This window comes from Bradyrhizobium sp. TM239 (assembly GCF_036247985.1).
Taxonomy (GTDB): domain Bacteria; phylum Pseudomonadota; class Alphaproteobacteria; order Rhizobiales; family Xanthobacteraceae; genus Bradyrhizobium; species Bradyrhizobium ottawaense.
The window spans coordinates 19248-32992 of record NZ_BTIR01000002.1 but is presented as its reverse complement, the minus strand read 5'-3'; the positions used below and the strand labels follow the sequence as shown (position 1 = coordinate 32992).

The window sequence follows — 13745 nt, the reverse complement described above, 5'->3', positions numbered from 1 at the left end:
CCGACACGCTGTGGAACGAAGTGTCTGAAATCAGCACAGAATCCCGGGCGTTCTGCCGCACCTGCTCCCCGGTTAATCCCGTGCCTTAACCAATAATTAATTATACGTTTGCGGGTGGGCGACGGCCGGGCCTAGCGTAGCTTTCGGGGAGCCGCTGTCGCTTAAGCCAAAAGAGTTGGTGCGTATCATGATGTCCAGATCCAATGGCAGATCAGTTGGGGCGCTATTCGCCTCGCTCAGCGCAGCCGCGCTGCTCCTTAGCCCCGTTGACAGTTTTGCCAGACCCGGCGGCGCCGCGCCGCACGGGATGACCGCCGCGCCTCCCGGCGCCATGGCGCGTGCGCCGATTGGGCCGGGAGCCCGATTCCATCGGCGGAATAGCCCTTTCGTCTACTGGCCGGGCGGCGGCGGGTTCTTCTACGACGGCGCCGGCTACAGCCAGCCCTTCGGCGATGCCGGGCAGCCGGTCTCCACCGATGTGCGCTACACCTACACCTATGATGTCCCGTGGGACTGGTCGCATCGCTTCCCGCCGAACGTGGTGCCGTCCGACCGGCCCTATGTGCCGAGCTGCCCGACGGAGCAGGTGACGGTACCCGGCCGCGGCGGCAGCGAGCATACCGTCAACATCACGCGCTGCTACTAACCCAACTCGAAGCTGGTCACGCCGAAGACGCGGTCGATGCGCAGCGGCGGGATCGCTCCCGTGTACATCCGCGCGGTCTCGAACACCGGCTTGAGGCCAAGCGCTTCCGCGAGCGCAATCGCCTCGCGATTGACGGCGGGGACGTCGAGGAAGATCTCGCCGACATCGGTGCTCGCAAGCAAAGCCTGCACGACCGCCTCCGCCGCCGCGCGGTCGTCGGCGACGAGCGGGCCGATCTTGCGGCCGGTCCGGCAAGGCCGGATCACGCCCCATGCTTCGAGCTTGCCGTCCCGCACCAGGGCGCGGCCGACATGGCCTGATGTGTCGAGCCAGGCGCGCAGGAAGGCGCTACGCCGGGCCGGGAAGACGGTGGCATCGTCGGCTTCCACAAGCGCAAACGGAATCGCGTCGAGCGCAACGACGTCAATGGGCGGCTTCGGAGGCACGGCGACGCTGCCGCCATAGCGGATATTGGCGTAGGCCAGCTGGAAACCGGATTTCCTGTAATTGTCCTGCTGCGCCACGACGCCGTCGAGCCCGATCACGCGCGCGCCCGCATGTGCGATCGCCGCGTTCCAGATGCGCAGGCCATGGCCCGCGCCGCGAAAGCCCGCGCGCACGATGTAGAAGCCGAGGAAGGCGAAGCGATCATCGTAATTGACGCAGGAGACGGTCGCCACCGGCTCGCCATCGATCTCGCCGACGAAGAAGCCCTGTGCGTCGGGAACCGCGAAGCAGGCGGCATCGGCCAGGCCCGGATTCCAGCCCTCGGCCGCGGCCCAGCCAATGGCGAGTGAGATCTCCTCGGGGCGCAAATTGCGGATCAGCAAATCACTCATCTCGGGTTGCTCATGACGGATGCCCTCGACCATGGACCTGCCGACAGGTCAGGCGGTAGAAGGCCTCATGATAGGCCGAGCCTGCGGCTCGCCTCAACTGAAGGGATGATCGGTCATGGCAGCAGAGAAGGTTGCGCTCGTTACCGCCGGCGGCAGCGGCATGGGGGCAGGGGCTGCGCGGCGGCTGGCGGCGGATGGGTTTCGCGTCGCGATCCTGTCATCCTCCGGCAAGGGCGAGGCGCTGGCGGCCGAGCTCGGCGGGCTCGGCGTCACCGGCTCCAACAAGGAGAATGACGATGTGAAGCGCCTCGTCGACGGCGCCATGGCGAAGTGGGGACGCATCGACGTGCTCGTCAACAGCGCCGGCCACGGGCCGCGTGCGCCCATCACCGAGATCACCGACGAGCAGTGGCACACCGGCCTCGACACCTATTTGCTGAACGTGATCCGTCCGACCCGGCTGGTGACGCCGATCATGCAGGCGCAAAAGGGTGGCGCCATTATCAACATCTCGACGGCCTGGGCGTTCGAGCCCAGCGCGATGTTCCCGACCTCGGCGGTGTTCCGCGCCGGCCTTGCCGCCTTCACCAAGATCTTCACCGACACCCATGCCGCCGACAACGTCCGCATGAACAACGTCCTGCCGGGCTGGATCGACAGCCTGCCGCAGCTGGACGCGCGCCGCGACAGCGTGCCGATGAAGCGCTACGGCAAGGTCGAGGAGATCGCGGCGACGATCTCGTTCCTGGCCTCCGACGGCGCGGCCTACATCACCGGCCAGAACATCCGCGTCGATGGCGGGCTGACGCGCTCGGTCTGAAGCGCGGTCTGGCGAGCTTGTCGTGGTGCGACACGGGCGTGTGCTGCGCGCCGCCGGTCGTGGCTGATGCGTGGCTCCTCGGCCACACCCGTCATCCGTTCGCACGATCCGAGGCGCACACTACGTCACAGTCCTTGCGAACTTCGCCGCAGCCCAAGACGAGCCGTGGCGCACGCCCTATGCCCTAACTGCGCCGGTTGCCTCTTACCCGCGCGCATTCGAAACGCGAGGTCAATCGCGTGGGGCAAGGAGACTGGAATGAACAAGTTTTTGCTGGCGATCGCTTCTGTGGTCTTGGGTACCGCATCCGTTCAGGCGGCCGACCTCGCGGCGCATTACACCAAGGCGCCGGTGGCCGCGCCAGTCTATAACTGGACCGGCTTCTACGTCGGCGGCAATGTCGGCGGGCAGTGGGGCAGCGCGAACCCCGCCACCACCACGCTGTTTCCGGTGGCCGCCTATTTCGCGGATTCGAGCGTGCCCGCCATCGCGGCGGCCGGCGCCCAGCACATCAACAGCTCCGGCGTGACCGGCGGCTTCACCGCCGGCTACAACTGGCAGGTCAACAACGCCGTGCTCGGCCTCGAGGGCGACATCAACTATTTCGGCTTCAAGGGCAGCGCGAGCAGCACCGCCGTGTATCCCTGCTGCGCGCCGACCACCTTCACGGTCAATTCGTCGGTCTCGGCCGATTGGCTCGCCACCATTCGCGGCCGCATCGGCTTCCTCGCGACGCCGAGCTGGCTGATCTACGCCACCGGCGGCGCCGCCATCGCCGAGGTGAGGGGCAACTTCAGCTTCACCGACACCTTTGCTGGCGCGACCGAGTCCGGAGCGATCCGCGACACCCGCGTCGGCTGGACAGCAGGCGTCGGCGGTGAGTACGCCGTGGGCAACGGCTGGTCGCTTAAGGCCGAATATCTCTACGTCGATCTTGGCCGTAGCAGCATGACCAGCAACAATTTCAACGTCGGTGTGGCGTTGCCGGCCCAGACCTTCACCCATTCGGTCGATCTCAAGTCGAACATCGTGCGCGTCGGCGTGAACTACAAGTTCGGCGGACCGGTCGTCGCCAGATACTGAGCATCCCGTTCCGATTCTGGTGTGGAAAGCCCCGGCTCGGCCGGGGCTTTCTGTTGTGAAAAGGCTTTCTGTTGTGAAGCTCAGCCTGCGTGCGATGCCAGCAGATGCGCCAGCGCGGGCAGGATCTTGTAGCGCGCGATCTCGTGCGGGTATTCGGCGCGGTTGGCGAGCAGGACGATGGCGATCCGCCGCGCCGGCACGAGCCCGATATAGCCGGACGCGTTGTTGAGGCCGCCGGGCTTGTCGATGACGGTGACGCCCGGCAGACGCACGGTCTCCCAGGCCATGCCCTGTCCGAACCTGTCGTCGACGCGGAAGACCTCGCGCTGTGTCATCCGCAGCGCCTCGCGCAATTGTGGATCGATCGTCCGGCCGTCGACGCAGGCCGCCGCGAAGGCGGCAAGATCCCGGGCGGAGGAGAACATCTGGCCGGTGCCGGGAAAGTCAAAATAGCTCTGCTGGTCGCCGATTGGGCCGATCGCCGTGCCCTGGTCGGAATAGCCCTGGACCACGCGCTGCATCCAGGCCCCGTCCATGACGGCGCGATTGTCCGCGCCGCGCTCGGGGATGAAGCTGGCTTCCATGGCGAGGGGGCGGAGAATGTGGCGCTGGATCAACGCGCCGATCGGCGTGCCGTAGCAGCGCTCGAGCACGAGCTGAAGCAGCACGTAGCCGGCATGGCTGTAGATGCGCTGCCGGCCGGGTGCGACGCCGGGTGCCGGCGCGAAGCCGTTCAGCATCGCGATGAACTGCTCGCGCGTGAACTGATCGTTCGGCCAGGGCGGATGGTCGGTCGGCAGCAACAGCCCCGAGGTGTGGGTGACCAATTCGCCGACGCTGACGCGGCGGATGTAATCGCCGTCGAGCTCGGGAAGATATTGATGGACGCGGTCGTCGAGCCGCAGCTCGCCGCGGAGCGTACCGAGAGCGACCAGCGTCGCTTCGAACGGTTTTCTTACAGACGCGAGGTTGAACAGCGTGTCCGGCGTCACCTTCCGTTTGGTGGCACCATCGGCAAGACCGTAGTTGAAGAACTCGACATGGCGTCCGGCATAGAGGGCGGCGGCAAGGCCGCCCGCATGGTCCGGCGTTACGGTCGGCGCCAGCTCGCTCGCGACGATGTCGCGCATCTGCGCGATCATGTCGGAATCCGCCAAGGCGCGGCGCGGCCGGCCGAGCCCGATCGCGAGGGGAACAAGCGCGGCCCGGGCGAGCGCCCGCCGGGTGAGAGATGATGATGTGACAACAGACGGCACGGACCCTGCGAATGATGCAATGGTGCCCCAGTCTCGTTTAGCGCGAAGCGTCCGGCGGCCCAATTCACGATTGCGCGTCTCAGGTTCCGCTTCCCGCCTGCGATTGAATTACTTAGCCTATAAGCTAACAATTATTGACATGCGACCTGGCGGCTCTATAGTTAGCTTCATGGCTAACCAATCGCCCCGCCTCGATCAGGTCTTCGCAGCGCTCGCCGATCCCACCAGACGGGCGATCGTGATGCGGCTGTGTGCCGGCGAGGCCTCCGTCGGCGAGCTCGCCGATCCGTTCGCCATGGCGCTGCCGAGCTTCATGAAACACATCCATGTGCTGGAGACGAGCGGGCTCGTGCTGTCGGAGAAATCCGGCCGCGTGCGCACCTGCCGTCTCAGCCCGGATGCGCTGCTCGGTGCGGAGGACTGGTTCCAGCAACAGCGCGCGATCTGGGAGGCGCGGCTCGACCGGTTCGAAGCCTATGTGATGAAGCTCAAGAAAGAGAAGGAGAGGGCGGCCGCCAGGCGGCCGTCCCGAACAACCAAACGGAAAGGTTCTGAGTGATGACGAATTCTGCCAATCCCGCTCTGTCGCAATGGTCGCTCGACCGTGAGATCGTGATGTCGCGCGTGATCGACGCGCCGCGCGATCTGGTGTTCGAGGCCTGGTCCGACCCGAAGCATCTGCCGCAATGGTTCGGGCCGAAGGGGTTCAAGGTCGAGACCTTCGAGATCGACGTTCGCGTCGGCGGTGTCTGGCGCTTCAACATGATCGGCCCCGATGGCACGGTCTATCCGAACCGCATGCGCTTCCGCCGCATCGAGCGGCCGCACCTGATGGAGATGGATCACGGCGTCGACCAGGACGAGGATCCCGGCATGTTCCGCTTCACCGTCACCTTTGCCGAGCAGAGCAACGGCAAGACCGTGCTGATGATGCGCCAGCTGGCCTCGAGCACAGCGCAGCGCGATGGCATGATCGGCTTCGGCGCCGTCGAATACGGCTATCAGACGCTCGACAAGCTGGCCGCCTATGTGGCGGGGATGAAGCGTTGAGGACCAAAGCGGTCCCGGCGAAGCGCATGGCCGCCTGGATCGACTCCAATGTCGAGAAGGTGACGATGGAGTTCCTGTCACGTCAGCGCCAGGCGGCGTAGCCGCGCGCAATCCTTGCCGACATGAACCACCGGCAGGCCAGGGCGGCCGGTGGTCTTTTTATGAACTCGGCTCGCCCAGGATGCTCGCCACAGGAACGATCGCGCTCCTGCGGCTTTGCCGGTGATGACGCACATTATCTTCAGCGACTACCGCAGCCCCGCCGCGGAGCAGGCCTACGAGATCGCCTGGAACTTTCTCGCGCGGACGGGCGTCATCGGCGACGAATTCGAGGCCTGCGTGTTCCTGGCGCAGCGTATCACCATGATGGTCGAGGAGGGGCAGACCAACCGGATCCGGATGGCCAATCGCGCGATCTCCGAATATCAGCGACATGTCGACCAACGCGCCGATGTCATCCGCACCGGCAGCCGCCTCGCCGGAGGGCAATGAGCGCCGCACCGGAATTGCGCCTCTCGTCGCCTCACTCCTTCGCTTCGTCCGTCACGATGTCCCCGAGCTTCTGCCAGCGCAGGCCGTCGAACTGCACCATCTGGAACTGCTTGTTGACGCGATAGTCGGTCGGCGAGGTCGTGACCGAGATGCCCGGCAGCGTCAGGTCGAGTTCGACGTTCTTGAGGTTGGCCGCCTGCCGCATCACATTCTCGCGGGTGAGGTCGTCGCCGCATTGCTTGAGCACCTGAACCAGCAGCTGCGCGGTGATGTAACCGTAGACGTTCAGGTTCGAATCCTTGTCGCCGTCGGGATAGTATTTCGCCATGAAGGCGAGATAGCGCTTCATGCCGGGATCGTCCTTCCATTCGGGATCGGCGGCATCCTTGACGTAACCGACGCTGATGACGCCCTTGGAATTGTCCAGACCTGCCGGCTTCAGCACGGCGCTGAGCGAGGAGGCGTTGATGTCGATGATGTGCAGCGGCTTCCAGCCGATCTCGGCGACCTTCTTGATCGCCTGCGCGGCCTGTTTCGGCGTCGTGGCGCTGAACAGCACATCGGCGCCGGCATCCTTCAGCCGCAGGATCTGCGAGTCGATCGTCGGCTCGGTGATCTCATAGGAGGTCTCGGCCACGACCATCTTCGCCTTGTCGCCGAGGCCGGCCTTGAGGCCGGCGAGATAATCCTTGCCGAGGTCGTCGTTCTGGTAGAGCACGCCGATCTTGGCGTTCGGGTGGTTCTTCAGCAGGTACTGCGCGTAAATGCGGCCCTCGACGAGATAGGAGGGGTTGAAGCCCATGGTCCAGGGAAAGTTCTTGGGATCGGTGAAGCGCGCAGCGCCGGTCGCGGCAAACAGCTGGGGGATCTTCTTGGCGTTGAGATATTTCTGCACGGCGACGTTCGGCGCGGTGCCGATGATCTGGAACGTCAGCAGCACCTCGTCGCTTTCGACCAGCCTGCGGGTCTGCTCCACGGTCTTCGGCGGCGAATAGGCATCGTCATACTGGATCAACTCGACCTTGCGGCCGTTCACGCCGCCCTGGTCGTTGATCATCTTCATATAGGCGGCCTGGGTCTTGCCGATCACGGCATAGGCCGAGGCCGGGCCGCTGAGCGGCACGGTCTGACCGACCTTGATCGCCGCGTCGGACGCGCCGGCATCGTATGTCTTCTGCGCCTGCGCTGCCGCGCTCGAGAGCGCGAGAAGCAGTGCGGAGGCCGCGATGTGTTTGAGAAGAGTGCTCGTCATGTCCGGTCCTTTCCGATTGCTATTCGCCCTTGAGACCGGCGTCGCGGATCAGCTTGGTCCATTTCTGCGTCTCGGCGTCGATGAACTGGCCGAACTCGGCCGCGGTGCCGGCACGCACTTCGAGGCCTTGGGCGGTCAGCTTGTCCTTGATCGCAGGCTCGGCGAGCGCGCGCAGGATCTCGGCCTGGAGCTTGTCGACGATCGCGCGCGGCGTCGTGGCTGGCGCCATGAAGCCGTACCAGCCCGCGGCAGCCACGTTGGGAAAACCCTGCTCGCGCAGTGTCGGCGCTTGCGGGTAGAGCGCGCTGCGCTCGGGCGAGGCGACGCCGAGCACGGTGAACTTGCCGCTCTGGATGTAGGGCAGGGCGGTCGGCAGCGCCGTCAGTGTGGCATCGACGCGCCCGGCGAGCAGCTCGGTGTAAGAGGCGGCATCGCCCCGGAACGGAATGTTCAGGCCTTTGACGCCGGCGTCGCGAAACAGGAGCTCTCCGGCAAGGTGCGGCTGTGAGCCGGCCCCGGGAGACGCGAAGGTCAGCCCGTCCGGTTTCGATTTGCCGTAGGCGATCAGTTCGGGGAGCGTCTTGAACGGCGCGTCTGCGCTGATGATGAGAAACAGCGGCGCGACCACGACCATTGCGACCGGCTGCAGATCCCCGCGGTCATAGGTCAGCTTGCCGAACAGCGCCTCGGCGGTCGCGTAGGGGGCTGCGACGTAGAGAATGGTGTAGCCGTCGCCCGGAGCATGGGCGACCATGTCGTTGGCGATGCGGGTGCCGGCACCCGGCTTGTTCTCGACGATGAACTGCTGACGCAGGCTGCGGCCGAACTCTTCGGCCAGCAGGCGCAGCGAGATGTCGTTGGAGCCACCGGGCCCGTAGGGCGAGATCAGCCGCACCAGGCGCGAGGGCCAAGCATCCTCGGCCTGGGCCGTCAGGCCCGAGCCGGCGGCGAGGCCGCCCGCGAGCGTGCCCAGCAGGGTTCGGCGTGTGACGTTGAATGATGTCACTGTTTTCTTCCTCCCTATTTTCTTGTCTATTTTTGTTGGTCTTCTTGTTACGTTCAGATCACCTTTCGCTCGGTGAGCCTTTCGATCTCCTGGTCCGAAAGGCCGAGCCAATTGCGAAACACCTCGTCATTATCCTCGCCGACGTCACCGGCGGCGTGACGCAATCGCGCGGGATCATTGGCGAAGCGCGGAACGACATTGGTCATGGCGACGGTGCCGAAATCCTTGTCGGCAACGCGGGTGATCACCTCGCGCGCTTTCACTTGCGGGTCGCCCGCGATCTGGTCGATCGAATAGATCGGGGCGAGCGTTCCTTGCGCGGCGTTGAATCGCGCGAGGACCTCGTCGAGGGGATGCGCGGCACACCAGGCGGCGAAGATGCTGTTGAGCTCGGGAGCGTGCTGGACGCGCCGGTCGTTGCTGGAAAAGCGCGGATCGGTGACCAGGTCGGGCCGCTCGATCGCGCGGCAATTCGCGGCAAAGAGCGCGTTGGTCGAACCTGCGAGCGTCACCCAGTGGTCGTCGCCGGTGCGGAACACGGCGGCCGGCGCCGAATAGCCGTTGGAATTGCCGATGCGGCTGCGAACGGTGCCGAGCTGATCGTGCTCGATGGCGAGGACGTCGAGCAGGCGGAAGGTGGCCTCAGTGAGCGAAAGATCGATCTCCTCGCCGGGCGCATCGGGGTCGCGCGCCCGTTTCCACAGCGCCGCGAGTATGCCGACGGCGCCGAACAGGCCGCCGATCGAATCCCCGATCGGGTAGCCCGGATGGGTCGGTTCGCCGTCGCTCTCCCCCGTGATGTAGGTGAGCCCGCCCATGGCCTCGAAGATGCGGGCAAAGCCGGGTCGCTCGCGATAGGGGCCATCCTGCCCGAAGGCGGTGGCGCGCAGGATCACGAGGCGCGGCTGGATCGACCACAGCACCTCCTTAGGCAAGCCCCATCGATCGAGCGTTCCGGGACGGAAATTCTCGATCAGCACGTCGAAGCGCGGAAGCAGCTGCTTGAACAGCGCAAGTCCTTCCCCGGTGCGCAGATCGAGCGTAGCGAACTTCTTGTTGCGGTTGGCCGCCTTCCACCACAGCGGCTTGCCGTCCTTGAACGGGGGAAACGACCTTACGCCGTCGCCGTGGCCGGGCATCTCGATCTTGAGCACCTCGGCGCCGTAGTCGGCCAGCAGCGTTGCTGCGAAGGGCGCTGCAATGATCGTCGCGATGTCGAGAACCTTCAGTCCCTCGAGCGGTCCAGCCATGTCACTTTCCGGCGCTTGTGATTTTCTTGGTCTTGCGCGGCGGCGCTGGCTCTGCCTGTCCGACGATGGCGCGGATGCTGTCGGCGAGTGCCGCGATGCGCGGACCGATCTCGCCCTCCAGCTGGCCCGGCTGGAGCCGGAAGGCGGGGATGCCGCAATTGATCGAGAACGACTGCTTCGATTCGCTCGCGTGAAACAGCGGCGCGGCGACGGCATGGATGGAGGCCATGTACTCGCCCCAGCAGGTGCAGAAGCCGCGGCTTCTGCATTGCGCGATCCCCGCCCGGTATTTGTCGCGAAAGGCCGACCACAGCTCGGGATCTTCGGCGGCGATGTTCCGTTCGAGCCGGTCTGCATCGGCCTGCGGCAAGGTCGCCGCCGCCGCGCGGCCCATGGCGGTCATCGCCACGGGAATCGGCATGCCGATGTCGGGCGCGTGCGGTCCGACGTCGCCGGAGCGTGCGGTCTCGACATAGATCATCGAGGTCGCGTCGAGCAGGCCGATCGAGACCGTGCCGCGGACGCTGAGCGCCAGCTCCTGCATCATGGGCCGTGCCATCTGGCGAAATTGCATTCCGGCCAGCAGAGGATGCGCCATCCGCAGCGCCCGCGCACCGACGCGGTACTTGGCGCGCTCGGCGTCGTAACGGAGGTAGCCGAGCTCGGCCAGCGTGTGCGTCAGCCGCGCCACCGTCGGGCGCGGGATGCCCGTCAGCGTCGACAGCTCCATGTTGCCCAGCAGCGTGTTTCCCGCCTTGAATGCTTCGAGCACGACAAGCCCCTTTGCCAGCGTCGTCGCGAAGGCGGCGTCATCGACACTGTCCGCCAGCACGGCGGCGGCGGAGGAGGGCGGATGTCGCGGTGTGGATGAATCTCTCGGGGCCATCCCCGAATATCAGACGGCGAAATCTCCTCTGTCCAATAGATTCAGCGATAATGGCAAAATTGTCCGATATGTGGACACAGAGATTGCGTCGACGTTTTTGTTGAAGGACGCACCGGGTCGGCCGAACACACGGATTTTTGTCGCGATTGCATGTCCTGTTGTGACAGGATTATTACGACGGCATGTCAGATTGATAATTTTGCGGAGCGGTTCATGTTGCAGTGGCAGGCGCGGTCAAATCCCCTCGCGTGGTGGTGGGGATCCCTCACGCTCGTGAGCGGCGCCAACATCCTGGTGTGGTTCATGCTGTACCGCGAATTCTACCCGACGCCTGCGGGCAGCCTCAGCGGCGGCTCGGACATCGGGCTGATGCTGCTGCTGTGCGCCGGCTACGTGTTCGGCTGCGCGTTCCGCTCCTTCCTGCCGCGCGCCGACGTGCAGCGCATCTGCCTGTTCGACACCTGGCTGTCGAGCGTCGTCGTCGGCCGAACGGTCGCGACCGTGGCCGAGCTCTGTTTCGTCGCGCAATGGGCCATCATCCTGCATCAGCTCGGCAAGATGACGGGCGCCGAGACCGCGGTGAACATCGCGCTCGTGATCGTGCCCATCATCATCATCGCGGAGTGTTTCTCCTGGTACGCGGTGGTGACGACCAATTTCCTCTACAACGCGATCGAGAACTCGCTGTGGGCGGTGACCTTCTTCCTCGCCGGCATCGCGCTGTGCCGCCTGATGCCGGAATTCCAGGGCGTGGTGCGCTGGGCGCTGATGTCAGGCATCGTCGGCATCGCCTGCTTCCTCGCCTTCCTCGTCACCGTCGACGTGCCGATGTATCTCAGCCGCTGGCGGGCCGGGCACGCCGAGGGCAACACGTTCCTGGGCTTCCTCGAAGGCCTGCACGACGTCTCGACGCGCTGGGTGGTGACCCACGACATCGCGCATTGGAAGGGCGAGCTGACCTGGATGTTCCTGTATTTCAGCGCCGCGGTGTGGTCGAGCCTCGCGCTCTGCGCGCTGTATGCGATGGAAGGCTATCTGGCGCGGTATCTCGCCTGATTACTTGCCGACGAGGCTGCACTTGCTGCGGTCGAGCGGACGGAAGGCCTGGTCGGGCGGGATCGTCGCGACCAGCTTGACGAAATCCCATGGGCCCTTGGACTCCTCGGGTGTCTTGACCTGCACCAGATAGAGATCGTGCACCATGCGCTGGTCCTCGCGGATGCGGCCGTTGGGCGTATACGCATCCGATACCGGTGTCGCCTTCATCTTCGCCATCACGGCGGCGCTGTCGTCGGTATCGGTGTCCTTGATCGCCTGCAGATAGTGACGCACGGCGGAATAGACGCCTGCCTGGATCTGCGAGGGCATGGCCTTGCGTCGCGCATAGAAGGCGTCGGAGAATTTTCGCGCGGCCGGCGAGACGTCCTCGAAGAACGAGGTGACGATGAGGTCGCCGCGGGTTGCCTTCAGCCCGACCGACTCGATGTCGACGTTCTGGAACGACATCGGCACGATCTTGATGCCCTGGTCCGCGAGGCCGAACTCCTCGGCCTGCTTGATGGCGGTGGCGTTGTCGCCGGCGACGTTGATGGCGAGGATCTTGGCGCCCGACGACTGTGCCTGCAGCAGGAATGAGCTGAAATCGGGCGTTCCGAGCTGCGCCTTGACGCTGCCGGCGACCTTGCCGCCGAGCTCCCCAATGCGGGCGCGTGCGGTCGCTTCGATCGAATGGCCGAAGGCGTAGTCGCCGGTGATGAAGAACCATGGCTCCTTGCTGGTCTGCATGATGCCGGAGACCACGGCGGTCGCGGTGGAATAGGCGTCCTGGGTCCATTGCACGCTGGTCGGCGCGCACGCCTCATCGGTGAGCTGGTTGGCACCGGCGCCGGAGACGAGGAAGATCTTGCCGTTGCTGCGCACCAGCTCCTGCACGGCGAGGGCCGCGCCGGAGCTGCCGCCGTCGGCGACCGCCTGGACGCCTTCGCTGAACCATTTGCGGGCGAGTGATGCTGCCAGATCCGGCTTGTTCTGGTGATCGGCCTGCAGGATTTCGATCGGCTTGCCGTTGATCTTGCCGCCAAACTCCTCCGCGGCCATCCGTGCCGCCTCGACCGAGCCCGGGCCCATCGCGGTCGCGAACACGCCGTTCATGTCGGTGAGCACGCCGATGCGGATGGCATCGGCCTTGATCTCGGCGCGCGCAGGCGGGCCTGCGAGCGCCAGCGTGATGAGCAAGGTGGAGGCGGACGTCGTGCGGAGGTTGGCCATGGCGTTTCCTGACTTGTCGTTTTTGATTGCTCGAAGGCGTGGTCAGGCCGGTTCGGCGACGACCGTGTTGCGCAAGGTTCCAATGTCCGAGATTTCGACCTCGACGGTGTCGCCGGGACGCATCCACAGCGGCGGCGTGCGCTTGGCGCCGACGCCGCCGGGCGTGCCGGTGACGATGACGTCGCCGGGAACGAGCGGGCAGATCGTGGAGATGTAGGCGATCAGCTCGGGGATGCCCGTGATCAGGAGATCGGTGGTGGTGTCCTGCACCACGGCGCCGTTCAGCCGCGTCTGCAAGGTGAGCTTCGACGGATCTGGAATCTCGTCCGCCGTCACCAGCCACGGGCCGAAGCTGCCGCTCTCCGCAAAAGTCTTGCCGGAGAGGAACTGGCTGGTGTGGCGCTGCCAGTCGCGGATGCTGCCCTCATTGTAGCAGGAATAGCCGGCGATGTGATCGAGCGCGTGGCCAGCCGAGATGTGCCGGCCTTGCTTGCCGATCACCAGCGCGAGCTCCCCTTCATAATCGAAATCGTCGCTCACCCTGGGCTTCACGATCGGCTGGAGATGGCCGACCTGGCTGCAGGGAAAGCGCACGAACAGCGCCGGCTTCTCGGTGACGGTGCGCCCGGTCTCGGCGACATGGTCGCGGTAGTTCAGGCCGACGCAGATGATCTTGCCGGGATCGGGGATCACGGGGGCGAAGGTGACTTTGTCGAGCGGATGATCGGGCGCAGCGGACGCGACGATCTTTGCCGCCTCGGCAAGGCGACCGGCTTCGAGCAACTGCCGCAGCGTGGTGCAGGGCGCCATGCGCGCGCCGAGATCGACGACGCCGTTGTCCTTGACGGCGCCGAAGGCGGCGCGGCCGCCGGCGACGAATGAGAGCAGCTTCATGAG

Annotated in this window: 15 protein-coding genes; 7 read left to right on the top strand and 8 right to left on the bottom strand. The window is 65.4% G+C overall.

Features of this window, described 5'->3' with window-relative positions:
• The first annotated feature begins 187 nt into the window (after positions 1 to 187).
• Positions 188 to 646 carry a hypothetical protein gene (locus AABA84_RS04375; RefSeq protein WP_338311496.1) on the top strand — a complete coding sequence of 153 codons (459 nt, stop codon included), beginning with the start codon at positions 188 to 190 and terminating at the stop codon, positions 644 to 646.
• Here AABA84_RS04375 and AABA84_RS04370 read toward each other — a convergent pair.
• Positions 643 to 1485 (bottom strand): GNAT family N-acetyltransferase, encoded by an 843-nt coding sequence (locus tag AABA84_RS04370; RefSeq protein ID WP_212253769.1) that lies wholly within the window; start codon positions 1483 to 1485, stop codon positions 643 to 645. The two genes, AABA84_RS04375 and AABA84_RS04370, sit on opposite strands and share 4 nt — an antisense overlap.
• A gap of 115 nt (positions 1486 to 1600) precedes the next feature.
• Here AABA84_RS04370 and AABA84_RS04365 point away from each other — a divergent pair, with 115 nt between their 5' ends.
• Together AABA84_RS04365 and AABA84_RS04360 are read left to right on the top strand one after the other, a co-directional pair.
• A complete protein-coding gene (locus tag AABA84_RS04365) occupies positions 1601 to 2305 on the top strand; it encodes an SDR family oxidoreductase (RefSeq protein WP_212253770.1) in 705 nt (234 codons plus the stop codon).
• 258 nt (positions 2306 to 2563) lie between these two features.
• A complete protein-coding gene (locus tag AABA84_RS04360) occupies positions 2564 to 3388 on the top strand; it encodes an outer membrane protein (protein ID WP_212253771.1) in 825 nt (274 codons plus the stop codon).
• An 80-nt stretch (positions 3389 to 3468) separates the two neighbouring features.
• Here AABA84_RS04360 and AABA84_RS04355 read toward each other — a convergent pair whose 3' ends face one another.
• Complete coding sequence (locus AABA84_RS04355; RefSeq protein WP_338311495.1) at positions 3469 to 4530, bottom strand: serine hydrolase; 1062 nt, start codon at positions 4528 to 4530, stop codon at positions 3469 to 3471.
• Between the two features lie 283 nt (positions 4531 to 4813).
• On the opposite strand from AABA84_RS04355, the gene AABA84_RS04350 reads away from it, so the two are divergent.
• The 3 genes from AABA84_RS04350 to AABA84_RS04340 all read left to right on the top strand — a co-directional run bounded on the left by AABA84_RS04350 (position 4814) and on the right by AABA84_RS04340 (position 6186).
• Positions 4814 to 5203, top strand: a complete 390-nt coding sequence (locus AABA84_RS04350; RefSeq protein WP_028140935.1) for an ArsR/SmtB family transcription factor — start codon at positions 4814 to 4816, stop codon at positions 5201 to 5203.
• Positions 5203 to 5694 (top strand): SRPBCC family protein, encoded by a 492-nt coding sequence (locus AABA84_RS04345; protein ID WP_212253773.1) that lies wholly within the window; start codon positions 5203 to 5205, stop codon positions 5692 to 5694. Before AABA84_RS04350 ends, AABA84_RS04345 begins: the two co-directional genes overlap by 1 nt.
• 225 nt (positions 5695 to 5919) lie before the next feature.
• The gene (locus AABA84_RS04340) at positions 5920 to 6186 is read left to right on the top strand and encodes a hypothetical protein (RefSeq protein WP_212253774.1); all 267 of its coding nucleotides are present in this window, start codon (positions 5920 to 5922) and stop codon (positions 6184 to 6186) included.
• A gap of 31 nt (positions 6187 to 6217) precedes the next feature.
• Here the strand turns inward: AABA84_RS04340 and AABA84_RS04335 are convergent, their stop codons facing one another.
• Genes AABA84_RS04335 through AABA84_RS04320 form a run of 4 tightly spaced genes read right to left on the bottom strand, consistent with a single transcriptional unit; the run spans position 6218 to position 10580 of the window.
• Positions 6218 to 7438 carry an ABC transporter substrate-binding protein gene (locus tag AABA84_RS04335; RefSeq protein ID WP_212253775.1) on the bottom strand — a complete coding sequence of 407 codons (1221 nt, stop codon included), beginning with the start codon at positions 7436 to 7438 and terminating at the stop codon, positions 6218 to 6220.
• A 19-nt stretch (positions 7439 to 7457) separates the two neighbouring features.
• The gene (locus AABA84_RS04330) at positions 7458 to 8444 is read right to left on the bottom strand and encodes a Bug family tripartite tricarboxylate transporter substrate binding protein (protein ID WP_212253776.1); all 987 of its coding nucleotides are present in this window, start codon (positions 8442 to 8444) and stop codon (positions 7458 to 7460) included.
• Positions 8445 to 8497: 53 nt separating this feature from the next.
• Positions 8498 to 9694 carry a CaiB/BaiF CoA transferase family protein gene (locus tag AABA84_RS04325; RefSeq protein ID WP_212253777.1) on the bottom strand — a complete coding sequence of 399 codons (1197 nt, stop codon included), beginning with the start codon at positions 9692 to 9694 and terminating at the stop codon, positions 8498 to 8500.
• Between the two features lies 1 nt (position 9695).
• A complete protein-coding gene (locus AABA84_RS04320; RefSeq protein WP_212253778.1) occupies positions 9696 to 10580 on the bottom strand; it encodes an IclR family transcriptional regulator in 885 nt (294 codons plus the stop codon).
• A gap of 213 nt (positions 10581 to 10793) precedes the next feature.
• On the opposite strand from AABA84_RS04320, the gene AABA84_RS04315 reads away from it, so the two are divergent.
• Positions 10794 to 11636 (top strand): hypothetical protein, encoded by an 843-nt coding sequence (locus AABA84_RS04315; RefSeq protein WP_212253779.1) that lies wholly within the window; start codon positions 10794 to 10796, stop codon positions 11634 to 11636.
• On the opposite strand, the gene AABA84_RS04310 is transcribed toward AABA84_RS04315, so the two are convergent.
• Positions 11637 to 12848 carry an ABC transporter substrate-binding protein gene (locus AABA84_RS04310; RefSeq protein WP_338307287.1) on the bottom strand — a complete coding sequence of 404 codons (1212 nt, stop codon included), beginning with the start codon at positions 12846 to 12848 and terminating at the stop codon, positions 11637 to 11639.
• A gap of 42 nt (positions 12849 to 12890) precedes the next feature.
• Positions 12891 to 13742 (bottom strand): fumarylacetoacetate hydrolase family protein, encoded by an 852-nt coding sequence (locus tag AABA84_RS04305; protein WP_338311494.1) that lies wholly within the window; start codon positions 13740 to 13742, stop codon positions 12891 to 12893.
• Positions 13743 to 13745 lie beyond the last annotated feature (3 nt).